The 24794-nt window shown below is 58.3% G+C and carries 21 protein-coding genes and 1 pseudogene; 14 read left to right on the top strand and 8 right to left on the bottom strand.

What is annotated here, in order from left to right; all coding sequences use genetic code 11:
* The first annotated feature begins 98 nt into the window (after positions 1 to 98).
* The 4 genes from HNI00_RS07660 to HNI00_RS07645 all read left to right on the top strand — a co-directional run bounded on the left by HNI00_RS07660 (position 99) and on the right by HNI00_RS07645 (position 1802).
* On the top strand, positions 99 to 266 hold the full coding sequence (locus HNI00_RS07660; RefSeq protein WP_316792159.1) for a hypothetical protein: 168 nt from the start codon (positions 99 to 101) through the stop codon (positions 264 to 266).
* A 28-nt stretch (positions 267 to 294) separates the two neighbouring features.
* Positions 295 to 720, top strand: a complete 426-nt coding sequence (locus tag HNI00_RS07655; protein WP_316792158.1) for a hypothetical protein — start codon at positions 295 to 297, stop codon at positions 718 to 720.
* A gap of 74 nt (positions 721 to 794) precedes the next feature.
* Positions 795 to 1028 (top strand): DUF6737 family protein, encoded by a 234-nt coding sequence (locus HNI00_RS07650; protein ID WP_316792156.1) that lies wholly within the window; start codon positions 795 to 797, stop codon positions 1026 to 1028.
* Positions 1029 to 1187: 159 nt separating this feature from the next.
* The gene (locus HNI00_RS07645; RefSeq protein ID WP_316792154.1) at positions 1188 to 1802 is read left to right on the top strand and encodes a hypothetical protein; all 615 of its coding nucleotides are present in this window, start codon (positions 1188 to 1190) and stop codon (positions 1800 to 1802) included.
* Between the two features lie 35 nt (positions 1803 to 1837).
* Here HNI00_RS07645 and HNI00_RS07640 read toward each other — a convergent pair whose 3' ends face one another.
* A complete protein-coding gene (locus tag HNI00_RS07640) occupies positions 1838 to 2407 on the bottom strand; it encodes an SRPBCC family protein (protein ID WP_316792150.1) in 570 nt (189 codons plus the stop codon).
* A 238-nt stretch (positions 2408 to 2645) separates the two neighbouring features.
* A complete protein-coding gene (locus HNI00_RS07635) occupies positions 2646 to 4694 on the bottom strand; it encodes a sensor histidine kinase (RefSeq protein WP_316792148.1) in 2049 nt (682 codons plus the stop codon).
* Between the two features lie 743 nt (positions 4695 to 5437).
* Between HNI00_RS07635 and HNI00_RS07630 the strand changes: the two genes are divergently transcribed.
* Positions 5438 to 7126 carry an ATP-binding protein gene (locus HNI00_RS07630; protein WP_316792146.1) on the top strand — a complete coding sequence of 563 codons (1689 nt, stop codon included), beginning with the start codon at positions 5438 to 5440 and terminating at the stop codon, positions 7124 to 7126.
* A 53-nt stretch (positions 7127 to 7179) separates the two neighbouring features.
* Here the strand turns inward: HNI00_RS07630 and HNI00_RS07625 are convergent, their stop codons facing one another.
* Positions 7180 to 7857: a TetR/AcrR family transcriptional regulator gene (locus tag HNI00_RS07625; RefSeq protein WP_316792143.1), complete on the bottom strand. Its 678-nt coding sequence runs from the start codon at positions 7855 to 7857 to the stop codon at positions 7180 to 7182.
* A gap of 212 nt (positions 7858 to 8069) precedes the next feature.
* Here HNI00_RS07625 and HNI00_RS07620 point away from each other — a divergent pair, with 212 nt between their 5' ends.
* Together HNI00_RS07620 and HNI00_RS07615 are read left to right on the top strand one after the other, a co-directional pair.
* A complete protein-coding gene (locus HNI00_RS07620) occupies positions 8070 to 8804 on the top strand; it encodes a Coq4 family protein (protein ID WP_316792142.1) in 735 nt (244 codons plus the stop codon).
* A 107-nt stretch (positions 8805 to 8911) separates the two neighbouring features.
* Positions 8912 to 9091, top strand: a complete 180-nt coding sequence (locus HNI00_RS07615; RefSeq protein ID WP_316792140.1) for a hypothetical protein — start codon at positions 8912 to 8914, stop codon at positions 9089 to 9091.
* Positions 9092 to 9229: 138 nt separating this feature from the next.
* Here the strand turns inward: HNI00_RS07615 and HNI00_RS22090 are convergent.
* Positions 9230 to 9587 (bottom strand): annotated as a pseudogene (locus tag HNI00_RS22090) (PIN domain-containing protein).
* Between the two features lie 213 nt (positions 9588 to 9800).
* Complete coding sequence (locus tag HNI00_RS07610; protein ID WP_297080022.1) at positions 9801 to 10679, bottom strand: class I SAM-dependent methyltransferase; 879 nt, start codon at positions 10677 to 10679, stop codon at positions 9801 to 9803.
* A 364-nt stretch (positions 10680 to 11043) separates the two neighbouring features.
* Between HNI00_RS07610 and HNI00_RS07605 the strand changes: the two genes are divergently transcribed.
* Together HNI00_RS07605 and HNI00_RS07600 are read left to right on the top strand one after the other, a co-directional pair.
* Complete coding sequence (locus HNI00_RS07605) at positions 11044 to 12372, top strand: FAD-dependent hydroxylase (RefSeq protein WP_316792137.1); 1329 nt, start codon at positions 11044 to 11046, stop codon at positions 12370 to 12372.
* Between the two features lie 84 nt (positions 12373 to 12456).
* Positions 12457 to 14079, top strand: coding sequence for a cation:proton antiporter (locus tag HNI00_RS07600; protein WP_316792135.1), 1623 nt, complete (start codon positions 12457 to 12459; stop codon positions 14077 to 14079).
* Between the two features lie 11 nt (positions 14080 to 14090).
* Here the strand turns inward: HNI00_RS07600 and HNI00_RS07595 are convergent, their stop codons facing one another.
* Both HNI00_RS07595 and xylB read right to left on the bottom strand, forming a co-directional pair.
* Positions 14091 to 14624 carry a GNAT family N-acetyltransferase gene (locus tag HNI00_RS07595; protein WP_316792133.1) on the bottom strand — a complete coding sequence of 178 codons (534 nt, stop codon included), beginning with the start codon at positions 14622 to 14624 and terminating at the stop codon, positions 14091 to 14093.
* A 94-nt stretch (positions 14625 to 14718) separates the two neighbouring features.
* On the bottom strand, positions 14719 to 16197 hold the full coding sequence (gene xylB, locus HNI00_RS07590; RefSeq protein ID WP_316792131.1) for a xylulokinase: 1479 nt from the start codon (positions 16195 to 16197) through the stop codon (positions 14719 to 14721).
* 385 nt (positions 16198 to 16582) lie between these two features.
* Between xylB and HNI00_RS07585 the strand changes: the two genes are divergently transcribed.
* Both HNI00_RS07585 and prmC read left to right on the top strand, forming a co-directional pair.
* The gene (locus HNI00_RS07585; RefSeq protein WP_297080599.1) at positions 16583 to 17380 is read left to right on the top strand and encodes a Tic22 family protein; all 798 of its coding nucleotides are present in this window, start codon (positions 16583 to 16585) and stop codon (positions 17378 to 17380) included.
* A gap of 17 nt (positions 17381 to 17397) precedes the next feature.
* Positions 17398 to 18297 (top strand): peptide chain release factor N(5)-glutamine methyltransferase, encoded by a 900-nt coding sequence (gene prmC / locus HNI00_RS07580; RefSeq protein WP_316792128.1) that lies wholly within the window; start codon positions 17398 to 17400, stop codon positions 18295 to 18297.
* Between the two features lie 122 nt (positions 18298 to 18419).
* Here the strand turns inward: prmC and HNI00_RS07575 are convergent, their stop codons facing one another.
* Entirely contained in the window at positions 18420 to 18911 is a 492-nt protein-coding gene (locus HNI00_RS07575; protein WP_316792126.1) for a hypothetical protein, read from the bottom strand.
* A 247-nt stretch (positions 18912 to 19158) separates the two neighbouring features.
* Between HNI00_RS07575 and HNI00_RS07570 the strand changes: the two genes are divergently transcribed.
* From HNI00_RS07570 to HNI00_RS07560, 3 genes are all read left to right on the top strand, one after another.
* Positions 19159 to 19779 (top strand): L-threonylcarbamoyladenylate synthase, encoded by a 621-nt coding sequence (locus tag HNI00_RS07570; RefSeq protein WP_316792124.1) that lies wholly within the window; start codon positions 19159 to 19161, stop codon positions 19777 to 19779.
* Between the two features lie 136 nt (positions 19780 to 19915).
* Positions 19916 to 20803: a CHAD domain-containing protein gene (locus HNI00_RS07565; protein WP_316792122.1), complete on the top strand. Its 888-nt coding sequence runs from the start codon at positions 19916 to 19918 to the stop codon at positions 20801 to 20803.
* A gap of 511 nt (positions 20804 to 21314) precedes the next feature.
* Complete coding sequence (locus tag HNI00_RS07560; protein WP_316792120.1) at positions 21315 to 24728, top strand: phycobilisome rod-core linker polypeptide; 3414 nt, start codon at positions 21315 to 21317, stop codon at positions 24726 to 24728.
* The last annotated feature ends 66 nt before the right edge of the window (positions 24729 to 24794 follow it).

Below are 24794 nucleotides of genomic sequence, written 5' to 3'. Positions count from 1 at the left end.
TCCCTGTGACGGTTTGCGGGCGGGGAGTGGACGGTTTTTGGGTACGTTGCGGGGGAGGACAGGCGGTGAGTTTGGGTGAATCTTGCCACGAGAGGGCAATGAGCCTTGGCAAAGCAACTAGCCTTGGCAAAGCAACAATCGAGGGCGATCGCCCACCGAAACCCCTGGAAGGGCTGAAGTCCCAGTTTCAAGCTGAGGCGAAAGCAACGATCGAGGGCGATCGCCCACCGAAACCCTGCCCACCAAACCGGATTCAGCAGACATAATGGGAGAGACGATTTTTGCCCGGTGATTGTGTCCGATCAAACGCCAACTCCCGATCCGGATCAACCCGTTGATCAGTTCCTCACGCCAGAGGAATGCGCCGAAGTAGACCGCGCCATGATGACCGCGAGCGATCGCTTTTCGGCCCGCGTGGCAATTTATTCGCTCCGCTGCCTCCAGCAGATCGCGCAGCAGAGCAACAGGGCGATCGCCGACCTCAGCCCCCAGCAAATTGCCAACTGGGTTGAGCAAGACCCCAGCCTCTCGCCCGAAAAAGGCTTCGACGATGCCTTTAAGGTGTTTTTTGGGCGGCTGGTCATTTCTTCGCTAAAGCCGCTGCACCAGATCGCCGCCGAAGCCGACCAGCCCATCGAAACCCTGACCGTGCCCCAGGTCGTTGCCTGGTTTGAGCAGTCGGCAAAGCAGCGGATCGAACGCCAAATGGAGCAAAACTAGTGGAGTAAAACTAGTGGAGCAAAACTAGCAGAGGCGCAGCGATGAACAATTCCCCTAACTCTTCGAGAGGTTCGATGACGGCTCCCCAAAGCGTGTGGCAGGTCAAGCCCTGGTGGTGTCAGCCGTGGTCGATTGTGCTGACGGGCATGGGGCTGATCGGCGGAAGCTGGCTATTGCTGCATCGCGTCTGGCTGACGGGGCTGATGGCGGTGCCCGTGCTGGCGTGGATGGGCTTTTTTGTGCTGGTGTATCCCCGGCTCTGGGCGGAGGCAGTGCAGGGTCATGGAGAGACGGAATCTGGTGTTTAGCGATCGCCCCTCGCTCAAAAAGTTTTTAGTCAAAAATTTTCCAGAGATTCCCGGAGAACTAGTTTCTGCGGCCGTAAAGGCAAGACAGCAACGCAAGACAGAAACGCAAGACAGCAGTTATCGCGCATAGTTCTCTCAAAGGCTCTCTAGGTTAAACGCATGAACCTTTCAACTCGGTCTGGGGCGACTCGATCTTGGGCGACGCGGCTTTGGGTGGCGAGTCTCTGCGGGGCGATCGCGCCACTCCTAGTGGCACATACCCCGGCTTGGGCAAATCCCAGGGGGTTTGCGGGGAGCTATGTGGGGTCGGTGGTGAACCCCAGCGAATTTGAATCGAGCCTCCAGTCGGTGGTGCTGTCGGGCGGTTCGGCGGCCTGGCTGATGGAGCAAGCCGTGAACGCCGGCCGACCCGCACCAGGACAGACCACTGCCCCCGATACTCAGTTTCACGGGCGGCTCGACTTGCCCAATTCGCCCATTTCCCTGCGGGGCACGCTGGTTTTGAACCAAGATATTGAGGCTGTCATGCCCAGCCTCACCTATGACCTGCCCCTCGGCAACGCGGCAAACATCTACGCTGGGGCGGGCTTTGCCATCGTGCGACCGGGGGCCCAAACGCCGCTGGGCGATCGCGACGGTGTGGTGATTACCACTGGTGTTGAAGCCTCGGTGGGTCGGCGCGTGGTGGTGTATGGCGACGTGCGCTATCGCCCTGGCCCAGCCGCTGCAACAGAAAATATGCAGATGCAACTGGGCATCGGGCATCGGTTCTAGCGCCAACTGCCCAGAAGCGAAAACATCCAAAAACATCAGGACTGGCGGGCGATCGCCTCGACGCGCTGATAAATAGCAGCCAGGTTCACTTCTAGGTCACGGCGCAGGCGCTTCTCAATCAAGCCAACGGGCATCATGCGAGAGGGCTGTACCGTCAGCGTGTACGTTAAATTGGTGCTGTGGTCGGTGATGGGCTGGAGCGTCCAAGCGCCGAAGAATTCCTTAAAGTCCCCTTCTACCATTTGAAAGCGCAGTTCGCGGGGAAAGTTTTCCACCATATCCAGCACAACGCGGGCGCAAAACTTGAGCTTTAGCTTCCAGAGCGCCTGTGCGCCGACCTGCTCTATACGAATGCCGCCGTCGGGATGGGGGATGCGGCGGCTCTCCTGGAGGTTGGGAATAAAGTCCGACAGATGCTCATAATCGGTCAATACCTGCCAGATGCGATCGCTCGGCTGAGGAATCTGGATGGTCGCCGAAATCTGCCGAGTGCGATCGCCCACGGGCACCACCTCGACCGCCACCGCGCTGCACAGCGATGGCTCCAGATCGAGGCTCTCGTCCTCCAGATCGAGGGTTTCTAGGTCGAGATCGGCGTTAGACATGGCGGGTGTACTTCGCGGCGAGTGGACGATGCAGGCTCCGAGTAGCACAGACAAAATCCTGGTGGCATCTTATCAAGGATTTGTCAGGGATTTAATCCGTCTTTAATTAGGACTTACGCAGTTGAGCGACTTCTCGCGGGCTGCGCTTGCGAGAAGTCGTTCAAAACTCAGAAAGTTTAATCGCAAGTGCGTAAGTCCTATTTGAGTGTGGACATGGAGTGGGCAACCCGATGGGTTCTTAACGGCTCAGGTCAGGAGCTTGGGGCAGGGTGAGCGTAAAGCAGGTTTTCCAGAGATCGGCTCCAGAGATCGGCTGGCTGGTGACGGCGATCGCCCCGCTGAGGTGAGCCGCCAGCCCCTTGACCAGCGCCAGCCCCAGCCCAATGCCGGGAATCGCCTTTTGCGTTGCGCCCTGGCCCCGGCGAAATTTTTCAAAAATCACCGGAATTTCTTCTGGTGCGATACCTGCGCCCGTGTTGGTCAGGCTGACCACCACTTGGGGCACCGATTCGGCAACTTCCAGGCTGGCCTTGAGGAGGATCTTGCTGCCGGCCTCGCCGTATTTTTTGGCATTGGTCAGCAGTTCCGTCAGGATGCGGTGCAGGCTGTCGGGATCGGTGCGAATCATCAGCGATCGCCCCGGAACCTCTGCCTCCAGCGTCATTTGCTGTTCGGCTAGGCTATCTGCCCAGGCTTCCTGCAAATCGCGCAGGACATATTGCAAATCAAGCTGCTGAAACTGCGCCATAGCGGACTGCGACTCCAGCTTTTGCAGGGTCAGCAGGTCGTTAATCAGGCGTGTTTCCTGAGCGCACTGGGCTTCTAAGATCTCCAGGTAGCGATCGCGCTGCTCCGGAGCCAAATTTGCCTCCCGCAGCATCCGAATCGCCACTTTCATGCTAGTCAGCGGAGTCAGCAGTTCGTGGCTAACGGTGCTGAGAAATTCCTCCATCACCTGATTCAGCCGCCGCAGTTGCTCGACCTGCTGGCGCGTCTTTTCGTAGAGCTTGGCCTGCACGTCCAGACTGCGCTGAAGCTGGGCCGTGCGCTCGTCCACCAGCGAGTTGACCTGGCGCAGGGTGCGCGTTTGAATAATCGCTGTGCTAAGCTGGGCCGCCACCATCCGCAGAAAAGCCACCTCCTCTGAGAGCCAGTAGCGGGGCTGGCGCTGTTGCACTACCAAAATGCCCAAGACCGTGCCCTGGTTTTCTAGCGGGACGAGCAAAACGCTGGGCAGGGTGGCCAGGTCAAACACCGCCGCTGCCTGAATTGGCTCTGCCAAATCGGCCACACCGCACTGCGATTCTGAATAGCTGGGCAGGGCGATCGCCAGATCGGGGTGGGCAAACACCTGTTGACACAGCCCGCAGTCCGATAGCTGAAATGAGGGTTTAGAGGCGACTTCTTCCTCTGCCGAAGCTCTAGAAGAAGATGCTACAGAAGCCGAGGGCGCTGGCGCAGTGGATGGGGGCACCGGAAACAGGCTTTCCACCGTGATTCGCACGCCCGACCGATACGAGTTGGTGCGGCCCCTGTGGAGCGGGTCTTTGTACTTGTAAAGCGCCACCAGACCTCGTTCGACCTGCAACGTGGCGATCGCCCCTTCCAGCGCCAGTTGAAAAATTCGCTCGGTGGCCCAAGCATTGCGAACTGCGCTGGTGAGCCGCTCAACCAGCGTTTGAGCCTGAAGCTGCTGCTGCACCTGCTGCTGGAGTTGGATCTGAGAGATGGCGACCGAAACCTGGCTAGAAACCGTTCTGAGTAGCTGCATGTCTAACTCCGTCCACACGTAAGGCTGTGATTTCAGGACGACGAGTACGCCATTCATCCATCCCTGAAACCGGATTTTGCTAACGAGGATCGATCCAGGATTAGACCAATTCACCAGGCGATCTGGATCAGCCGCGATAGGAGCCGAAAGATCCCTGGTGCTTTCCTGCACAGGAGTTGGAACTTGGGGCAGCCATTGATACAGGAAGTCGCCGGACTCGTCTTCGGCATCTGGGGGGAGGGGCAGGGCAGAAGCTTGCTTGAGGGTCGAGAAATTTGAAATCGACAGGAGTTCCGTTCTGGCGAGGGGCGATCGCACGGCGGGCAGTTCTAGCAGATCCAGCAGCGGACGCAGCGAACGAGACAACGTGGGGGGATGCCCTGGCTGCCAGTAGAAGGCTTGGGTCAAGCCCTGGCTGCGGCTCAGTATGCCGACTGCACAGGCACTTGCGCCAAGCCGCTGGGCAAGAACCGTCAGCAATTGACCGAGCGCCACTTCGGAGGAGGCACTGTCCACCAAAATTTGGAGCCAGTCTGGTACGGCATCTGGGCAATTCCCCCAGGGATCGCTTCGCGAATCGCAAGGAGAAGCTGACTCGAAGGATGCTGTGGTCGGAGTATCGTCATGTTGGGATAGCGGGAAACGCTTCGCCATCGTCAATTCAGCCACCTTTTGAAAAATTACCGTGCAGAAATGCAGCCCGGATAGAACGAGGGAACCCAGTTGATCAAGGTTGCCTGACCTTGCTCAATTTTTATCGGTCTTCTGAGCGGTTTACAACTCTATCCATTCGTCATAAATTACCTAACGCTTTAGCTCTGATAAACCCACCAGAACCCAACATTTAGATAATTTTTAGACTACGAAGATACGAAAGGGGCAGATGCCGAGATAAACCGTCATGGGACCGAGCCACTTACCCATTCAAGAAAAACTTAGAAAATCAGAGAAATTTAGACAGGATGAGAACAATCACTGACGGGCTGCTAAAACATGGTGGCTTGCTCCAGATTACACGCTGGATAGAACAGCAGAATCCGTGATTTCCCTACGATTCGGGGCGATCGCCCACAGGTCGTATAAATCCAAGGGTCAGGATTGCGAAAGCAGTATGCTAGAACGCATGTATCTCCCTAAAATATCTCTAGGACGCTTCATCAACACCCCACTTTGACCCAATCCCCCTTTCGTTCTTCCCTCTTCCTTCCCTCTTCGTTTTTCGTTCTTCGTTCTTCCCTCTTCCCCCTTCTCCCCTCCCTATGACATTTGCACAACCCTGCTTTTCTGCGCTTCAAGCAATTGGTACGGTCAAGGGCCCAGGCGAGGCATCAACGCAATACGTGTTTATCACGGCCGACAATCGCTTTGTCAAAGTGGGCGAGTTTGTGTTTTATGAGGCGATCGCCGATGAGGGGGCAAGGCTGCAAATTTTGGGCAAAATCTCCGACCGCCGCCTGATCGACCATCTACCCGACCGCATTTTTGCCGATACCGAAATCAGCCCAGAGGCGATCGCCGCGCTAGTCGGGTTTTCCTACACCAATCCCGAAATTTACGAAGTCACCGTCGAGGTCATTGGCTACTTTCACAAAGCGCTTGGCTTCATCAACCCGCGACAGGCTCCCGATCCCGGCGCAAAAGTCTACCTTGCCAGCGACGAATGTTTGCGGCAAGTGCTGAACAAAAAGCAGCTTGGCGACGTGGGCACGGCGCATTTGGGATCGCTGCTGCTGCGCGAGTCGGGGGCGGTGCCCGTGGTGGTGGATGTGAAGGAACTGGTTAGCACCCACATGGCAATTCTGGCGGGCACAGGGTCGGGCAAGTCTTATCTGGCGGGGGTGCTGGTCGAAGAACTGCTGTCGCCGCAAAACCGGGCCGCAGTGCTGATTTTTGACCCCCACGGAGAATACAGCACCCTGGCTGAAATGCAGGGGCATAGCCAGTTTGCCGACGAAGACGGCTACGCGCCCAAGGTGCGGGTGTTGACCCCGGATGATGTGCGGATTCGGGTGTCGTCGCTGGATTATTACGACATCCTGGCGCTGCTGCCGGAGATGAGCGATCGCCAGCAGGCCATTCTCAGCAAAGCGTTTTCGCTGCTGCATAGCCACCGCAAGGGCGACTATCGCTGGACGATCAACGACCTCTACGCCGCCGTGGAGCAGGCCGACACCGCCACCGATGAAGAGGGCAACACGAAAATCGGCAGCTCTGCCGGGGCGCTGCAATGGAAGCTGGAAAAACTAGCGCGATCGCCCTATTTCCACACCTACGAGCATCTGTCGCCCCGCGACCTGTTTCAGCCAGGCCAGGTGACCGTGCTGCAAATGAATGAAATCAGCCAGGAAGAGCAACAGGTGATCTGCGCCGCCGTGTTGCGGCAGGCCAACCACGCCCGCATGAACACGCAAAAGGGCAACCTCGCCCCCGACGACGAGAACTATTTGCCCTACCCCGTATTCATCCTGCTGGAAGAGGCGCACCGCTTTGCCCCGGCCCACGACCCTTCCCGCTGCAAAACCATTTTGCGGACGATCCTCAGCGAGGGGCGCAAGTTTGGGCTGGGCGTGGGGCTGATTACGCAGCGGCCGGGCAAGCTAGATTCCGATGTGCTGTCGCAGTGCATGAGCCAGTTCATTATGCGGATTGTCAACCCGGTGGATCAAGACAGCCTGAAATATGGCGTGGAGGCGGCGGGGCGCGACCTGCTGAAGGAATTGCCCGCCCTGACGAAGGGACAGGTGATCGTGTCGGGAGCCTGCGTCAATACGCCTGTGCTGTGTCGCGTGCGATCGCGCCATACCACCCACGGCGGCGAAACCCTAGATGCGCCCGCCCTCTGGCAGCAGCACTTCCAGGCGCACCAGATCCGCGCCCGCGAAATCGAGCAAGCGCCGCTGGCCGCCCGCAGCCGCCCCAAGACTGTGCGCGGCGTGAGCATTGATTAGCATTGATTCGGGGGAAGTGGGCGATTCCTTTGGAATGCTTCGCTAACGCCCCCTTATCCTGCTTCGCCAATCGTTTCACCAAAATAGCTGGCGAGATAGTGGGTCATCAGGCGCTTGGTTTCAGCAATCAGGCGAGTGCGAAGGGGGGCGTCGGCCTTGAGCGAGAGCCACAGCAAATTGCCAACGGACTCTACCACCACCAGGGCGATCGCCCGCTGCTGTGCTGCATCCAGCCCTGGCCGTAGCCGCCCCAAAAAGTCTGCTAAGTCATCTACGATGCGGGCCTCGTAGGTGTCCATTTCGGCGATCGCCCCCGCCGTCATCAGCCCCAGCACCTGCTCAAACACGGCTCGATAGCCTGGCTGGTGGGTCATGAAATGGTCGAACGCTTCCACCACACGATCGACATAATCCGCCAGGGGCATGGGTTCTGGCACGGCAGCATGGAGGCTGGCAAAGAGTTCGTATTCTTGCTGCATGTAGCGATCGGCCAGTGCCTTCAAAATCGCCGCTTTGTCGGGAAAGAACTGATAGAGCGACCCAACCGGAACCTGGGCACGAGTGGCGATCGCCCTGGTGGTGGTTTGTTCATAGCCCTGCTCGATAAACAGCGCCTCGGCTGCGTTCAAAATTTGGCTGACCCGCTCCTGGCTGCGGGCCTGCTTGGGCTGGCGGCGCATGGTGCCAGACGAGATATCTGGCAGGGGCACATCGGACGGGAGGGCAGTCATCGCAAGACCGAGAGAGACAACAGTAGAGCAGCGCTTGAGAAACGCTCCTTCAAAATCTTAGGGGACAACGGCTTGACAAAACATGAACATTGTTCGTATTTTATAAACATGAACATTGCTCGCTTTTTGTTGAAGCAGCGTCAATCCTGACTTTGCAATCCCGACTTTGCGATCCTGACCTCTCCACATTGACCTTTTCCAGGAGTTTTCCTATGAAACCGCTGACCTCTGCATATCCATCGATCGCCGAAATCCGCCAATCTCTGGCAACTAACCCCTTTCCGTCCAGCGAGCGCGATCGCAATGTTCAGTTTTTGACGATGCTCAAGGCTTTCTTTTCGCTGCTGGTGGCCGATGCTGACCTGACAGCCGTGGACGAACTGAGCCTGTCGCTGGTGGATAGCCATGCCTATCGGCTGGCCGCGGCTGAGATGCAGCGCGATCCAGACGTTGCCGCACTAATCCAGGAACGCTACCAGCCGCCCGCCCACGACCTCGATCGTTTGATTACTTATCCAATCGGATCTCTGGGGCAAGTTTACGCAGCGATGCTGCAAGACAGCGGTTTCGAGCGTATCGAGATGCCGCTGGATCTGACCACCGATACGGCCTATGTGGAATATCGCTGGCAGCAGACCCACGACCTCTGGCACGTTATCACAGGCTTTAGCACAGATGAAATTAGCGAAATTGGGCTGCAAGCTTTCTATTTGGCACAGTTTCGGCTGCCGCTGGCGGGAATGCTAGTCGCCAATGCGCTCATCGGCACGACGCTGCTCGCCCCCGAAGCCATGCCTGACCTGCTGCGGGCGATCGCTCTCGGCTGGGAACTGGGAGAGCAGGCCAAACCTCTGTTTGCTCAGCGCTGGGAGGAGGCATGGGAAAAGCCCGTGCGCCAGTGGCGGGCAGAGTTGGGGCTGCCGCTGGAGGGCGTGTTGGGGCGATGAAGGTAGACGATAAGCCAGGATTTGGGGTGCAGGGCTTCAAGCCTGGGGAGACCACTATGAAGATGAAATCGAATATAAAATCGTTCTCGTGCTGTCTTTGGCTATGGATGCTTCGGAGTAGCTATCCCTGGGGCGGGCTATTGTTGCAACTGATCCGGCTGCTGTGGATCGGCAACGAGCGGCGATCGCGCGAACGACTGCGCCTGTGGCGGCTCTGGCTGCGGATTGATTTTGCGAACCTGCTGGCGATCGCCATCGACCTGATGCAGCCTGAGTTTTGGGTATAGCCTTACTGCTCACGCACGCAGACTCCAGGAAGGGCGATCGCCCTTCATCTCCTAACATCTGTACCTTTCGGTGATCGCATATCCCTCTCAGCATTCGCACCTTTGGGCGATCGCCCTTCATCTCCTAACACCTGTACCTTAGCGACTATAGGGTTGTTCTAGACTTAAGCCGGAGATGACTTGGCAGTGCTTCACATTGAAAGTGCAGAGGGTTGCGCTACGCCCAACCGCACAGGCCGCGATCAAAGCATCAATCAGACCCATCTTGTGAGACAGATGATAGGCTCTAAAGTTAGATAGGGCACAAGCACAGTCAGTTTCGGTCGGCCAAACATATAGTTAGAGGCGCTACAAGGTGTAGGACTTTACGCACCTACTGCTTATTCTGGGCATCCTGAGTCAATTCCATAACGACAAAGCTGGGAATGCTTGGCAGTGCTTGGACAGAGGCAAACCAAGCCAGTGTTGGTGCATACCCTCGCTGAATATCGATCATGACATCGGTATCAATAAGGTACGTTGGCTACCTAAGCCCGCTCACGGTGTTCAGCTTGGTCGCGCAACCAGCGGGCGTGTTCCTAGCTGTCAGCAATATCGGGGCGGGAGTTAATCACCCCGACGCTTTCCCGGTAGGCGACTAGCTCAACCCCTGTTTTGGTCTAAAATACCGTAGTTTAATTCCACAATCAGGCAATTAGTCGAGATGCCATCACGCTTTCTTTCGCACGGCGACCTGGTGCGACTGGTGCAATAGCTCAAGCTGACTCTTGAAGGTGGCGAGAAAGGCATCGATCGCCTCTTTGGTGCCGTAGCCCGTCAGCCCAAAGTCGTAGTCGTCGAAGATGAGGATGCCGCCGGGTTTGAGAACGAGCCAGCTTAGCAGGCCGTCGGTCATCACGTCGGGCGCGTGGTGAGAGCCATCGACATAGATAAAGTCGAAAGAGTCTAGGGGGAGCGATCGCACGACATCCTTGGATACCCCGACTCGCTTGGTCACTTTCTCGGCAGCCCCGGTGCGGGCAATGTTCGCATCAAACCGGGCTTCGATGCCCTCGGTGTCGTGATCCAGCGACAGATTTTCGGAACTGCCCGCAAAAGTATCGACGCAGGTCAGCCGCGCTGTGGGATGGGTCAGCACATTTTCCAGCAGCCAGCAGGCCGATCGCCCCTCCCAACTGCCAATCTCCAGCGCATTCAGGTTTTCCCGCCCCGCCAATGCCCCAAGCTGTTCCTGCCAGAGCCAGACGTTGCGGCTAAACCAGTCCTGAGTAAACTCGTAGCCCTTGGCTTGAACGTCATCCTGGTATGCAATCCGCTGCAATTCGGCGCGGGCCGGGGCCAGGTCAGGGCAGAGTTCGAGTGCCTGCTGAAAGTAGCCAATGGCGCGATCGCGCTCCCCCATATTCAGATACGACACGCCAATGTTGTAGAGCAGCCGCGCCTTCTGAAACGCGCCCAAGTCTGGCGCAGCGTCGAGCGCCTGCTGAAAATAGGACAGCGATTGGGCAAAGTCGCCCTGGCGATAGAGCGTGTTGCCCAGGTCTACGTAGGCTTTGATCAGGCGTTCGGTGGGGCTGAGTGACTGCATGGTGAGCTAGAGCGTTGAATTGAGAGCGTCTTTAAGCGCCTTATCTTTAAGCGTCCTATTTAAACGTATAAGGTTTTGAGCGTATAAGGTTGAGGTCGGCGTGGCGCGTGAGGCTTTGTAACGGTTTTTTAATTTCGGCATCCGCAAAGCTCTTATTTTACCGGGAAGACTCCTTGCATTTCTCACCATTTCCATCCCCTCCGTCGAGGTCGTAGCGGGGTGGAAGGTTGGTGAACGCTGGGCCTGCCCGCTGCAATTTCGGTTTGCTGGCTTGAAAGGAAGCGGGCGATCGCGTCACAATAGAGTTAGTTAAATTACTTAACACTTTTAATTTCCTCTATTCATCTGCCTTTTGCGCTCCGACATGGTTTTAGATCCGCGTTCCTTGGTTGACCACGCTGGCTCGGTTTTAGAAATTTCGAATCAGCAGAGCGTTTCCCAACACTCTCCGGCAGACAGTTTTACCCATCGGCTGGATTATGACGTGGCGATCGCCGGAGGGGGCATCGTCGGGCTAACCCTGGCCTGCGCGTTGAAACATTCCGGGCTGCGGGTGGCGGTGATTGAGGCGAAGCCCATCGAGGCGGGCTTTTCCTGGCGGCGGGCCTACGCGCTAACCCTGATGACAGGGCGCATTCTTGCTGGGCTGGGGCTATGGGACAAAATTCTGCCGCAAATTGCCACCTTTCGCCAGATCCGGCTGGCAGACGAAGACTCGCCCGCTGTGGTGACGCTCCAGCCCCAAGACCTGGGCACAGCGGAACTGGGCTATGTGGGCGAACATCACGTCTTGCTGCGATCGCTCTACGAAGCCCTGGACAACGCGCCCAACCTCACCTGGCACTGCCCCGCAACGCTGGCGGCGGTGGACTATGCGCCAGATCACGTCACACTGAAAATCGAGCAAGATGGCGAACAGCAGCAACTCACCACGCAACTGCTAGTAGCGGCGGACGGAGCGCGATCGCCCCTGCGGGAATCGGCGGGCATCGGCACCCACGGCTGGCAATACTGGCAGTCCTGCGTGACGGCGGTGATTCGCCCCGAAAAAGACCACGGCAACGTAGCCCGCGAACACTTCTGGACGAGCGGCCCCTTTGCCACGCTGCCGCTGCCCGACAACCGCTGCCAGATCGTGCTGACGGCTCCCCATGCCGAAGCCAGGGCGCTGCTAGAGACAGAAGAATCGGCATTTCTGGCAGAGCTAGAACGACGCTATGGCGGGCAGTTGGGGCGGCTGGAACTGGTGGGCGATCGCGCGTTGTTCCCGGTGCGGCTGATGCAGAGCGATCGCTACGTGCAGCCCCGACTGGCGCTGGTGGGCGACGCGGCGCACTGTTGCCATCCCGTCGGCGGTCAGGGGCTGAATCTGGGGATTCGGGATGCAGCGGCGCTGGCGGAGGTGCTAACCCAGGCGCACGCCACAGGCAAAGACTTGGGCACCTTGCCCGTGCTGAAGCGCTACGAGCGCTGGCGGAAGCTAGAGAACTTAGCGATTCTGGGCTTTACCGACCTGCTGGATCGCACCTTCTCCAACCGCTGGCGGCCGCTGGTGATGGCGCGACGGCTGGCGCTGCGGCTGATGGGCGGGCTGTGGCCGCTGCGGTTTCTGGCGCTGCGGCTGATGACGGGGCTGGGCGGGCGATCGCCCCAACTCGCCCAACACCCTGGGAAACCCCAATTAAAGCGTTAGTGAGTCCTGTAGTACCGGGCTTTCAGAGAAAAGACGCTACACTAAACCACATTTGTCGCATTTGTCGGTTCATGTGTTTGTGCTATGGAATCTCTGGTTGAACCCGTCTCGATTGAAGAGAACTTAAAGCAGTTTTTGCTGGTAATCTCGGCGGCGCTGATTATCGCCGTACTGCCGCAGAGTATCCCCTGGATGCGGAAGCTGCCTTACACCGTGCTGCTGGTGATCGCAGGCATGGGGCTGGCGCTGCTGGATATTCATTTCTTTTCGCCATCGCCAGAGCTAATTCTGTGGATCTTCCTGCCGCCGCTGCTGTTTGAGGCAGCGTGGAACATTCGATGGCGCGAACTCCGCCGCAACCTGGTTCCCATCGCGCTCTATGCCACGCTGGGCGTAGTGGTGACGATCCTGGGCATTGCGTTTGCGCTGGCGCAGTGGGCCGATTTTCTCTGGCCGGTGGCGCTGCTGACGGGCGCGTGTCTATCGGCGACCGACCCGGTGGCGGTTAGCACGCTGCTGCGCGAACTGGGCGCACCCTCGCGGCTCAAGGTGCTGGTAGAAGGCGAGAGCATGTTCAACGACGGCACGGCTGTGGTCGCCTTTAGCCTGCTGCTGGGGCTGGCGACGGGCACAGAAACCTTCGATCTGCAAAACCTGATTGTGGAATTTGCCTCGGTCGTAGGCATTGGGGTGGGCGTGGGGCTGCTGGTGGGCTTTGGCATTTCGCTAATCACCAAACAATTTGACCTGCCGCTAGTAGAGCAGTCCTTGACGCTGGTGGGAGCCTACGCCGCCTATCTAATTGGCGAAAACCTGGGCGGATCGGGCGTGATCGGCACCGTCACCGTCGGGCTAATCATGGGCAACTTTGGGTCGCGGGTGGGCATGAACCCCCGGACGCGGGTGGTGGTCAGCGAGTTTTGGGAATTTATCGCCTTTTTCTTTAATTCCATCCTGTTTTTCCTGATTGGCGACCAATTGCTGATCGACTCGGTGTGGTCGGGCTTGGCGGGCATTGCCGTGGCGATCGCCGCTGTTTTGGTGACTCGCGTCGTGGCGATCGCCCTGCTCACGGCCATCAGCAACCGCATCACCACCGTCGATATCGGCTGGAACCTCCAGACCATGCTGTGCTGGAGCGGGCTGCGGGGTGGCGTTGCGTTGGCGCTGGCCCTCAGCGTGCCCGAAACCGTGCCCCAGCGAGATGCCCTGATCGCAGTAGTGTTTGGCACGGTGTTTTTCACTATCCTGGTGCAGGGCATCACGGTCAAGCCGCTGTTGCAGGCGCTCGACCTGATCCAGGCAAACCCAATCCAGCAGCAGTATCTAGAACTCATCTCGCGGGAAACCGCTCTGCAAAAAGTGCTGGACTATATGCAGCAGCCAGGCACGAGTGCGGGCATTGATCCAGCAGCGTTCCGGGCAGAGCGGGCCACCATCGAGTCAGAGCTATTGAAATTGCAGCAGCAGAGTCAGGCATTGTCCCAGCAAGATCCGTCTCTAGCAGAGTTGGGGGTCGAGACGCTGCGAAAAGAACTGTTGGCCGTGGAATCCAACGCTTACTACGAGCTGGTGCAGCTAGGGCGGCTCAACCAGGAACCTCCGGCCCTGCTGGAAGCAATCATCAACGCGGAGGAAAATCCCCACTCCCCAGCGCCAGTCGCCAAGCCAGGAAACGCTGCCGTTGCTGCCGCCAAAGAAAGCTAACCCCTGAACCCTCAACCCCAGGGACCCGGCGGCTGCTCCGGCAGATCTTCGGAATTTACCTGCTGGTCATACAGTTTGAACCCGCGAGACTGGTAGTTTTTCAGCGCGTAGGGGCCATCCAGGCTGCATGTATGCACCCACACCCGTTTTGCCCCCATCTTCCAGGCTTGCTGCGTGCCCACGGTCAGCAAGTGTCCACCCAGCCCTTGCCCCATGAACTGCCCCAATAGCCCAAAGTAGGCAATTTCCACATTCTCATCGGGCTGCGCCTCCAGTTCTACATAGCCTGCTGGCGTACCCGACACATAGGCTACCCAGGTTTGCACCTGCGGGCGATCGAGATAGCGCAACCACTGCTCATAGCTCCAAGACAACCGCTGAAGCCAATACCAGTCGCCCCCAACCGCCGTATAGAGAAAGCGGCTAAACTCTGGCGACGGAACCTCGGCCTGCATGACCACTAGATCGGCACGGCTGGATAGGGTGGGGCGCAGCCACTCTGGGCTGAGCATTTCCAAATACCAGGTGGTGACGGGGGTGAGCATGGGAGAGGATTGGGTTGTGGATGGGCAGGGGGGAAAAGTAAAGCGGGCAGAGCGTGCGTCCAGAATCCCTGCCTTCTGTCCCCTGACCCTTCTTTCAAAGCTGCGATCGCACTGCCGGATAAAGTTGAGCAAAGCGCTGATGGGCGGTTTCTAGGGCAGGGGAAGGAGGGTTGGGAACGGTGATCTGCGGGGCGGGGACGATTTGCGTCGCGCTCCCTCCAGAAATCGCCTGCTTCTTTTTCCAGGGTTCCCCTATTTGTCTATCTTGCCCGATTCCCAGCCGCGCCAGCAGAGCCGCTCCTCGGGACGAGGCCGATTGGGTTTCGAGGCTGTGTAGCGGACGCTGAAGCACATCGGCCAAAAGCTGTCGCCACTGGGGATGCAGGCTGCCGCCGCCCGCCAGATACAGGGTATCGGGATTTGCCCCGGTTGCCTGGAGTGCCGCAAAGCCCTGAGCAATGGCAAAGGCAACGCCCTCTAGCGCGGCGCGGGCCAGGTGGGCGCGGGTGTGGTGCAGCCCCAGCCCAATCCAGGCTCCGGTGGGGGTGGGGTCGAGGTGGGGGGTGCGTTCTCCGGTGAGGTAGGGCAAGCACACCAGCCCGTCGCAGCCCGGTTCCACGGTAAACGCCTGGTCGTAGAGGTCGGCCCAGCTTAGGCCCAGCAGTTGCCGCACCCACTCTAGCGCCAGCCCCGCATTTTGCATGGCGGCGAGGGTATACCACTGATTCGGGAGGGCCGCGTGAAACAGGTGGGTGCAGCCGTGCGGGTCGAGGGTGGGGCGATCGCCCACCAGCGTAATTTGTGCGCCCGTGCCGACGGTGAGCTGGCAGGCTCGAGCCGTGGTTAGTCCGCTCCCCAGCAGCGCGGCGGCAGTATCGGCGGCTCCGGCCACTACGGGCAGATCGGCAGGCAACCCTAGATGCTCGGCGGCGCTGCGGGTCAGGGTTCCGGCGATCGCCCTCGAAGCCACAATGGGCGGCAGCCAGTCGGTTCGCAGGTGCAGGGCCTCCAGCAGGGCGATCGCCCAAGTTCCTGCTGCCACGTCTGCCATCAGCGTGCCCGAAGCGTCCGAGGGTTCCGTCGCCGCCTGTCCCGTCAGCCGCAGCCGCAGCCAGTCTTTGGGTTGCAGCGCCCAACGGGCCATCCGATATACCTCCGGTTCTCCCTGCCGCAGCCACAACAGGCTCGGCCCCGCCATGCCCACGGTCAGCGGGTTGGCCAGCGGCCGCAGCGCCTCAGTTCCCAGCGCCCGATAGTGTTCTAGCTCATAGTGCGATCGCCCATCGGCCCAGAGAATCGCCGACCGCAGCGGGTTTCCCGCCCCATCACACACCACCACGCCATGCATTTGCCCCGACAGCCCGATGGCTTGCACCTGCGCGGCATAGGACTGAACCGCTTTCCGAACGGCGATCGCCCCTGCGTTCCACCAGTCCTGCGGGTCGCTTTCGGCCCAGCCTGGATGGGGCGCATTCACCGGATACGGATGGGAGGCTTCAGCGATAACGGTTCCATCAGCGCTCATCAGCAGCGCTTTTAGGGAACTGGTGCCGAGGTCAATTCCAAGAAACATTGAGCAACGGAAAACAGAAAAGGGAAAAGGAAAAATAAACAAGGGGCTAGATAAGCAGGAGATGCGAGGGTGAGTGACTGACTTCAACCGTTTAACCCCACTCCACCCCGCCAATCACTCTGTCTCTTCAGATCTGCCTCTTAAAGATCTACCTCTTAAAGAATAGACGTGCCTCTTAGCGGCGGAACTTGCCTTTGGCACAAGCAGTCTGCTAACTCGACCCACTTGCCTGTAGAATGAATCCAACTTTCGGCGCTGGTGGTGCCAAGGGAAAAAATCTCCGACGAGCGGCGTTGCTGCAACCGTCTAAACTTTCCCCCGATGACCCAAACAAGCCCCAAATCAACGTCCGTTTGGGCCTGTAATTAAGGAGTATTAAGTCGTTATGAGGTCACTATTTCAACGGAGTGCGGCGATCGCAGTAGCAGGCGGCATCGCGTTGACTGGTCTATTAGCGGGTGGGCTGCGCGTCTTGGCGTTGACCACCGAGCAAGTCATGGAACGTCTCCGCCCCATCCCTGTGTTTGCAGTTACCGATGCCGATGGCACCCCGCTCGTTGCCACAACTGGGGAAGGAGATAACGCCACCCCCGTCGCAGGGGTCTTCATCAGCCGTCAAGACGCGCAGCAGTTTGTCGAGGGGCTGAAATCTCGCAATCCCCAGCTTGGCAACTCGGTGCAAGTGACAACCGTTTCGCTGGCGGAAATTTTTGAACTGGCGGTGCGCCAGCAAAACGACGATGATGCCCTGCGGTTCTACTTTGTGCCCATGCGTCAGCAGGTCGAGTCGGCCCGCACGGTACTCCAGCAAAATCGGCAAAATCCTGAGAATTTTGAGGGTGTTCCGCTGTTTTTCCTGGAATCGACCCAGGAAGGCGGCGGCTATCTCACCATTCAGCAGGGGAACCAGCGGGTGATTCCGATTTTCTTCACGCAGCAAGACTTGCAGGCAATGGTGACCCGGATTACCCAACAAGAGCCGAGTCTGGCAGGTCGGACGCGGGTGCAAGTGACCAGTTTGGAAACGCTGATCCAGATTTTCCAAAGCAGCGATGATCCTGATTTGAATCAGGTGGTGCTGGTGCCGCCTCGCGAAACGCTGGAGTATATCCGGACGTTGCAGCCCAACGGCGGCGCAGCACCAGCCGGGGGCGGTCGCAATAGCGGCGGCAGAACTCGCTAGTCCCCGCTGTTGAACCCGTGGTAAAGGAAACGGTAGCGGGCGATCGCCTCTGGCAGTGGCGACAGTTGGCGCGTCAGGCGGCGATCGCCCATCAGGTCAGTCCGGCAGAGGTCGATTGGCTACTGCAACAGGGAGCCGACGTAGATCCGCTGCTGCTGAAGCTGGGTCCACCGTTTCCACCAGAAATTTCGCTCAGCCGTTCCCTGGCTGACCTGACCCAGCTTTGGCAGGCGCGGCTGCGTGACCGAGTGCCCGTGCAATATCTGGTCGGTCGAGTTCCCTGGCGAGAGTTTGACCTGGCCGTGTCGCCAGCGGTTCTGATTCCCCGCCCAGAGACAGAACTGCTGATCGACCTGGCAAACTCGGCGGCCTTGCAATATGGCTGGCCAGTTCAGGAAGTCAGCCATTGGGCCGACTTGGGCACGGGCAGCGGGGCGATCGCCCTTGGGCTGGCCTCGGTCTTTCCGCTGGCTACGGTTCACGCGGTTGACTGGAGTGAACCCGCCCTGGCGATCGCCCGACAAAATGCTGAGGCTGCTGGCTTGGGCGATCGCATCCAGTTTCACCAAGGCTCCTGGTTCGAGCCGCTAGCCTTCCTTGCCGGACAGCTACAGGGCATCGTCTCAAACCCGCCCTACATTCCCACCCGTGATTTAACCCACCTAGACCCAGAGGTGGCTGTCCACGAACCCCATACCGCGCTCGACGGCGGCCCCGACGGGCTAGACTGCATTCGCCACATTGTCCACACGGCCCCCCACTACCTAAAACCGGGCGGACTCTTGCTGCTGGAAATGATGGCCGGCCAGGCCCCAGCCGTCGCCCAACTCCTCAGCAACACAGGGCAATACGCCACGGTTCAGATTCATCCCGACCTGGCCGGAATCGAGCGATTTGCCGTCAGCGTGCGGAGGTAATAGGTAATAGGAAGAAGGAAGAGGGAAAAAGGAAGAACGAAAATAGAAAAGCGAAAACCTGCTCTTCCCTCTTTCCCTTCTTCGTTCTTCGTTCTTCGTTTTTCGTTCTTCCCTCTTCCTCCTCACTTTCCCCACAACGTCGTATCCATCCGCGCCTGCAACTCTTCGGGAAACTCGCCCGTATGCACCTGTTCCCGCAGCACCTCTGGATCGCCCCAGGACACCAGTTCTAGATACGTGCGGGCTGCGCCCAGCGGATTGCCGTCTAGGTCAAAGAGTTCCAGCCAGCCGTCATCGCCATCGGTCGTCGTTACCACGGCATACACCGCGCCGTTGGGTGCGCCCTCCATCGGCACTTGAGAAACCGACACCGACCCCCAGTCGTGCTGCATCACGTTTTCATCGTAAAAATCGTAGGCAGCCTGGACGCTGGCGGGCAGGGGAGGCGTGCCTGCAATGCCGATACCACCAATCGCATTCTGACGCAGCGGCATCTCCTCAGTCGCGTCTTCTCCGCTTTGATAGGCGGCGTATTTGGCTTGCCAAAAGGTTTTGAGTAGGCTGGCACACTGCTGCTGCACGGGCGTTGGGTCTGGGGTGGGCGGATTATCCATATTAAGAGAATTATATTGGGAGAATTACCTTGGGAGAATTACGCGGTGGTGAGGTGAGCGATAGTGGTGAGCAATGGTGGTGAGCAGGGTTTCGGTGGGTGGCGTACCGCAGTCGAGGCGCAGCACAGCGGGGAAATTTGGCGCTGAACCGTTGCCTTAACCCTTTGCAATCCGTAGAATAGCGCGAGTTTCAGATTAGCTAAAATCCTTTGTGTTTCTATTGTGGTGTCTGTGATACCTCTCTGCTATGCCGCAAGTGTCTCTGGCTGAACTGGTTGATGTCGCTCGGCAGGGTGCTGGGCTGATTAGCTTCCCGACGGATACCGTGCCCGCGCTGGCAACGCGACCGGATGCAGCAGGGCTGATCTATGTTGCAAAGCAACGGGACGAGCGCAAGCCGCTGATTTTGATGGGCGGCAGTGTGGAAGATTTGTGGGCGTTTGTGGCAGGGGACGGAGCGGCAAAGGCGCAGTGGCAAGCGGCGGCGGAGCGCTACTTTCCGGGAGCGGTGACGCTGGTGCTGCCTGCGGGCGATCGCCTCCCCCGCGCCATGAACCCAACCGACCCAACGACTATCGGCATCCGTGTACCCGACCATGCCCTAGCGCGACATCTGCTGGCGCAGACAGGCCCATTGGCCACCACCAGCGTTAACCGCTCTGGAGAACCCGCGTTGCAAAATCTGGCAGACATTAACGCGCAGTTTCCCGATGTCTATACGCTGACCGAAGCAGCGCTGGACGAACTGGGGCGATCGCTCTCGGTGTCTGCCACCTATGCGGGTTCTGGAACCCCCTCAACGGTGGTGAAATGGACGGATCAGGGCTGGCTCGTTTTGCGGCAGGGCCAGGTCGTTTTCCAGCCATAGACTGCAAAAGCCGTAAGTTAAGATAAGACTAAAAATTGGTAAATTTCCTATGAAAACCGAGCAGCGGAGCAAGGGCAAGCAACCCAGGCAAAGCAAGCAAATCAGGCAACCCAAGGAACAGCCAACGCCTCAACCCTTGACTTTGGGAGAGTATGCCCATCGCATCGTGGGTGAGCAGTATCGCCAGATGGTGAAGCACGAAAAGCACGTCCTGGCAGATACCGACCCGGAGCATCTCCACCAAATGCGCGTTCATAGCCGTCGGCTCTATACGGCACTGCAAGTATTCGGAGCCGCCATCGATTTGCCCAGGGCAGCACATCCCAAGCGCGTGCGATCGCTCACCAAGGCGCTGGGCAAGCTGCGGGATCTGGACGTGCAAATCGCCACGCTCCAGACAGACTATCATCCCCATCTGAGCCAGCCAGAGCAAGCGTATCTCGAAACGGCGATCGCCGCACTCCAGCAAAAGCGCCACAAAACCCTTGCAGGCACCCGCGACATCCTCAGCCAAAGCCGCTATCAAGACCTGAAAACCGCCTATGAAACCTGGCTCAGCGCTCCCCGGTTCACGCCGCTGGCTCAAATCCCCATTGTGACCGTTCTGCCCGACCTGCTCAGCCCGTTGCTATCGACCTCGCTGCTACACCCCGGCTGGCTCATTGCCACCGAAGCAGTGACCGAAGACACCGCCCCCACGCTGCACGACCTCCGCAAAGCCTGCAAGCACGTTCGTTACCAGGCAGAGTTTTTCGTCAGCTTCTATGGCGCTCAGTTCAAAGCCTGGATCGCCGGGCTAAAGTCGCTACAAGACAGCCTTGGTAGCTTGCAAGATATTCAGGTGCTGCTGGAGCTGCTATCCGACGTGCTGCCCAAAGGCACAGAGCTATTAGAACTGCGGCAAATGGTGCAATCCAACCAGCAGCAAATTTTGGCGAACTGGAACCAAACGCGCCTCCAGCATCTCGACCCGGCCTCGCGCTACCAGCTTTATGAAATGCTGCTCCAGCCAGTGTTGGAGTGATGCAGCATTGGCGCACTGAGAAATGAGTTGGCGCACCAAGGTCGGCGCACCGAGGTTGGCGCACCGAGAAATGACCGGAGGAGGAGTGAACCGGGTGAGAGAATTGCTCACCCCCTTATCCCCGCTCCGCCCTATCTCCCCGCCCTCTTTGTTTTGCAACAAAACTTATCACTTCTCTCAGCCTGATTCCATCCACAGAATCAGGTTTTTTGGGACACTCTAGAGAGAGTTCTCGACATGCTTTTTAACATTCCGCATGGCGGGGCCTAAACGTTCTAATCTAAAAGTTAATCTGTAAGACCCCAGAACGCTTGTTTAGTATCGCTTGCGACAATTTCTCCTGTGCCCATCACAGTCTGTGCCCATCACGATCTGTGTCCATCGCGGTCTGTGCCCATCACAGTCTGTACCCATCGGAAAGTGTCGTTATTCAAGCCGTTCTGAATTTCGTACTGGGAACGTCTACTTCTCACCTGAGGCAGTTGTTTATTAAGGGAGCTTTTGAAATCCAATGAGTGTCACGGCAAGCGGTGGAAGCTCTGTTGCGCGTCCAAACCTTTATCAAACCCTACCCGTCTCAACCATTTCCCAGGCGGAGCAGCAAGACCGATTCCTGGGGCGGGGTGAACTCGCCGAATTGACCAGTTTCTTCTCTTCTGGACTCAAGCGATTGGCGATCGCCGATGCCATCACCAGAAGTTCCGAACTCATCGTCTCTCGGGCCGCCAACCGCATCTTTGTCGGCGGCTCCCCCATGGCCTTTCTCGAAAAGCCCCCCGAAGAAGTCCCCGTCATGATGACGATGGGCGGCGTTGCCCTCGACACCGAAGAAGCCATGAAGCTAGGCACCGTGACCTACGTTTCTGGTAGCGGCGGGGGTGGTTTGCTGGAGGGACTGCGGAACCTGTTTACCACGCCCAGTGCCGGCCCCACGCCTCCTGGCTTCCGCCCCATCAACGTCGCCCGCTACGGCCCTGCCAATATGCAGAAGTCTCTGCGGGATCTAAGCTGGTTCCTGCGCTATGTCACCTATGCCATCGTCGCGGGCGATCCCAACATCATCTCGGTGAACGTGCGCGGTCTGCGGGAAATCATCGAGAATGCCTGCTCCGGCGAAGCCACCATCGTAGCCCTGCAAGAAATGCGGGTCGGGGCCCTGACGCTGTTCCGCGATGATGCCGACGCTGCGCTGATCGTGACGCAATATTTTGAAGTGCTGATCAACGAGTTCGTTGCCCCCAGCCCCTCCAACAAACTGCGTCAGCGGCCCTCTGGCGACCAGCAAGGTCTGCAACTGCCTCAGATTTACTTCAACGCGGCAGAGCGTCGTCCCAAGTACGCCATGAAGCCGGGGCTATCGGCCAGCGAGAAAAACGACGTGGTGAAGGCTGCCTATCGCCAAGTGTTTGAGCGGGACATTACCCGCGCCTATTCCCTGGGCATTTCTGATCTGGAATCCAAGGTGAAGAACGGCGAAATCTCCATGAAGGAGTTTATCCGCCGCCTGGCCAAGTCGCCACTGTATCGCAAGAATTTCTACGAGCCGTATATCAACAGCCGCGCTCTGGAACTGGCATTCCGCCACATCCTGGGTCGAGGACCTAGCTCTCGCGAAGAGGTGCAAAAGTATTTCAGCATCGTTTCCAAGGGTGGGCTGTCGGCGCTGGTGGATGCCCTAGTCGATTCTCAGGAATATTCTGACTACTTTGGCGAAGAAACCGTGCCTTACCTGCGCGGTTTGGGACAAGAGGCCCAAGAGTGTCGCAACTGGGGGCCTCAGCAAGACCTGTTTAAGTACAGCGCTCCTTTCCGCAAGGTGCCGCACTTCATCACCACCTTTGCCAAGTACAATCAGCCGCTGCCCGATCAGCATGTGTATGGTTCTGGCAACGACCCTCTGGAGATTCAGTTTGGCGCGATCTTCCCGAAACAGACGCGCAACCCCAGCACCAGTCCTGCGCCCTTTGGCAAGGACACCCGTCGGATTCTGATCAATCGCGGTCCCGGTATCAACAACCAGTTGAGCAATCCGGGCGCACGCGGTGTCGCTCCTGGAACTCTCGGCCCCAAAGTGTTCAAGCTGGATCAGGTTCCCAGCTATACGGGAACCTTCAGCAAGAAGGGCGGCGACACCAAGGGCATCAGCGTCAAGTATTCTGAAAGCTCCACCCAGGCGGTCATTCGCGCCATTTACCTGCAAGTGATTGGGCGCGATGTGTATGAGGGGCAGCGCCAGAAAGTTGCCGAAATCAAGCTGGAAAACGGCGAGATTACGGTACGCGAGTTTGTGCGGATTTTGGCGAAGTCTGACCTGTTCCGCAGCCTCTACTGGACTCCGCTGTACGTCACGAAGGCGATCGAGTATATCCACCGCCGCCTATTGGGCCGCCCCACCTACGGCCGCAAAGAGATCAACGCCTACTTTGACATTGCGGCGAAGAAGGGCTTCTATGCGGTGGTCGATGCCATGATCGACAGCATGGAATACAGCGAAGCCTTTGGCGAAGATACGGTGCCTTACGAGCGCTATCTCACGCCAGCGGGCTTGTCGCTGCGAACCAACCGAGTCGGCAGCATTGTCGATAAGGGCATTCTGAAACCCGTGGCTGAAGAAACGCCGAGCTTTGTGAGCTTGGGCGCGGTGACGGAGATTCGCACAGAGCCGGATGTGCAGTTCCGCTCTAGCCAGGGCGTGTCGAAGAAGCGGGAACAGACGAAGGTCTTCAAGCTGACCTCGGCTGCCGATGTGGCGCAACTGAAGACGGTGATCGGTGCAGCCTATCGCCAAATCTTCGAGCGGGATATCGCGCCTTACATTGTTCAGAACGAGTTCACCGCGCTGGAGAGCAAGCTGGGCAACGGCGAAATCAACCTGAAGGAGTTCATCGAAGGTCTGGGAACCTCGAACCTCTATATCAAGGAGTTCTACACGCCCTATCCCAATACCAAAGTGATTGAGTTGGGTACGAAGCACTTCCTGGGTCGTGCGCCGCTGGATCAGGCAGAAATCCGCAAGTATAACCAGATTCTGGCATCGCAAGGTTTGAAGGGCTTTATCAACGCGATGGTCAACAGCGCTGAATACGCGCAGGCCTTTGGCGAGGATACAGTTCCCTACAACCGCTTCCTGACGCTGCCCGCTGCCAACTTCCCGAACACGCAGCGCTTGTACAACACGCTGACCAAGCAGAACAAGACGCTGGTGGTGCCGAGCTTTGAGCCGGTGAAGTCGAAGCTAGACCCGACTAAACTGCCGCTGACCGGGTTGGCGATCGCCAATCTATCCACCCAAGCTCGTCAGCCCGACCCCACCAAGCCTAAGTTTGTGGAACTGGGCCGCTCCTTCCTGGCGGAAGGTCAGGGGCAATCCGTTGAAATTGGGGTAGGAACCTCTCGCCGCAAGCCTGCTCGGATCTTCCGCATGAACCCCAGCATGACGCGGGGCGAGACGGAACTGGTGATCGATGCCATCTACGTGCAGGTGATGGACGTGTTCAGCGGACAAGTCCCGGCAGAGTTCCGCCGCAGCGACCTGGAAAGCAAGCTGCGGAATGGGGAGATCTCGGTGCGGGAGTTTGTGAAGACGCTGGCGGGTTCGGATATCTACCGCAAGCGGTTCTACACGCCCTATCCCAATACCAAGGTGATCGAGTTTCTGTTTCGCCATCTGCTGGGACGGGCCCCGGCCACCCAAGCAGAGATTCGCGAATACAACAAGCTGCTGGCCGATAGCGGTCTGAAAGCAGCCGTAGACGCGATGGTGGAAAGCGCCGAATACTCGCGCTACTTTGGCGAAGATGTGGTGCCCTACAAGCGCTTCCCGTCCTTGCCCGCAGGCAACTACCTGGGCAGCGTGACGGCGGATGCCGACCTAGTGAAGCAATCCTGGTCTAGCCTGTCGCCCTCGTATCTGACTGGGCAGTAGGAGCCGGGCAGTAGGGCTTGGGAGTTAGGGCGGTCGGTCTATGCGGCTGCCCTGGCTAGATCTTCT

The organism is Thermoleptolyngbya oregonensis NK1-22 (assembly GCF_032705245.1).
In the GTDB taxonomy this organism is placed as follows: domain Bacteria; phylum Cyanobacteriota; class Cyanobacteriia; order Elainellales; family Elainellaceae; genus Thermoleptolyngbya; species Thermoleptolyngbya sichuanensis.
This window is presented reverse-complemented; position numbering and strand designations above follow the sequence as displayed.

Bases quoted from the DNA above. Each gene is read 5' to 3' on its own strand.
- HNI00_RS07660 (WP_316792159.1), top strand. From the start codon at position 99: ATGAGCCTTGGCAAAGCAACTAGCCTTGGCAAAGCAACAATCGAGGGC.
- HNI00_RS07610 (WP_297080022.1), bottom strand. From the start codon at position 10,679: ATGCAGTCACTCAGCCCCACCGAACGCCTGATCAAAGCCTACGTAGAC.
- HNI00_RS07605 (WP_316792137.1), top strand. From the start codon at position 11,044: ATGGTTTTAGATCCGCGTTCCTTGGTTGACCACGCTGGCTCGGTTTTA.
- HNI00_RS07650 (WP_316792156.1), top strand. From the start codon at position 795: ATGACGGCTCCCCAAAGCGTGTGGCAGGTCAAGCCCTGGTGGTGTCAG.
- HNI00_RS07630 (WP_316792146.1), top strand. From the start codon at position 5,438: ATGACATTTGCACAACCCTGCTTTTCTGCGCTTCAAGCAATTGGTACG.
- HNI00_RS07595 (WP_316792133.1), bottom strand. From the start codon at position 14,624: ATGCTCACCCCCGTCACCACCTGGTATTTGGAAATGCTCAGCCCAGAG.
- HNI00_RS07570 (WP_316792124.1), top strand. From the start codon at position 19,159: ATGCCGCAAGTGTCTCTGGCTGAACTGGTTGATGTCGCTCGGCAGGGT.
- HNI00_RS07585 (WP_297080599.1), top strand. From the start codon at position 16,583: ATGAGGTCACTATTTCAACGGAGTGCGGCGATCGCAGTAGCAGGCGGC.
- HNI00_RS07640 (WP_316792150.1), bottom strand. From the start codon at position 2,407: ATGTCTAACGCCGATCTCGACCTAGAAACCCTCGATCTGGAGGACGAG.
- xylB (WP_316792131.1), bottom strand. From the start codon at position 16,197: ATGTTTCTTGGAATTGACCTCGGCACCAGTTCCCTAAAAGCGCTGCTG.
- HNI00_RS07620 (WP_316792142.1), top strand. From the start codon at position 8,070: ATGAAACCGCTGACCTCTGCATATCCATCGATCGCCGAAATCCGCCAA.
- HNI00_RS07560 (WP_316792120.1), top strand. From the start codon at position 21,315: ATGAGTGTCACGGCAAGCGGTGGAAGCTCTGTTGCGCGTCCAAACCTT.
- HNI00_RS07625 (WP_316792143.1), bottom strand. From the start codon at position 7,857: ATGACTGCCCTCCCGTCCGATGTGCCCCTGCCAGATATCTCGTCTGGC.
- HNI00_RS07615 (WP_316792140.1), top strand. From the start codon at position 8,912: ATGCTTCGGAGTAGCTATCCCTGGGGCGGGCTATTGTTGCAACTGATC.
- HNI00_RS07600 (WP_316792135.1), top strand. From the start codon at position 12,457: ATGGAATCTCTGGTTGAACCCGTCTCGATTGAAGAGAACTTAAAGCAG.
- HNI00_RS07645 (WP_316792154.1), top strand. From the start codon at position 1,188: ATGAACCTTTCAACTCGGTCTGGGGCGACTCGATCTTGGGCGACGCGG.
- HNI00_RS07575 (WP_316792126.1), bottom strand. From the start codon at position 18,911: ATGGATAATCCGCCCACCCCAGACCCAACGCCCGTGCAGCAGCAGTGT.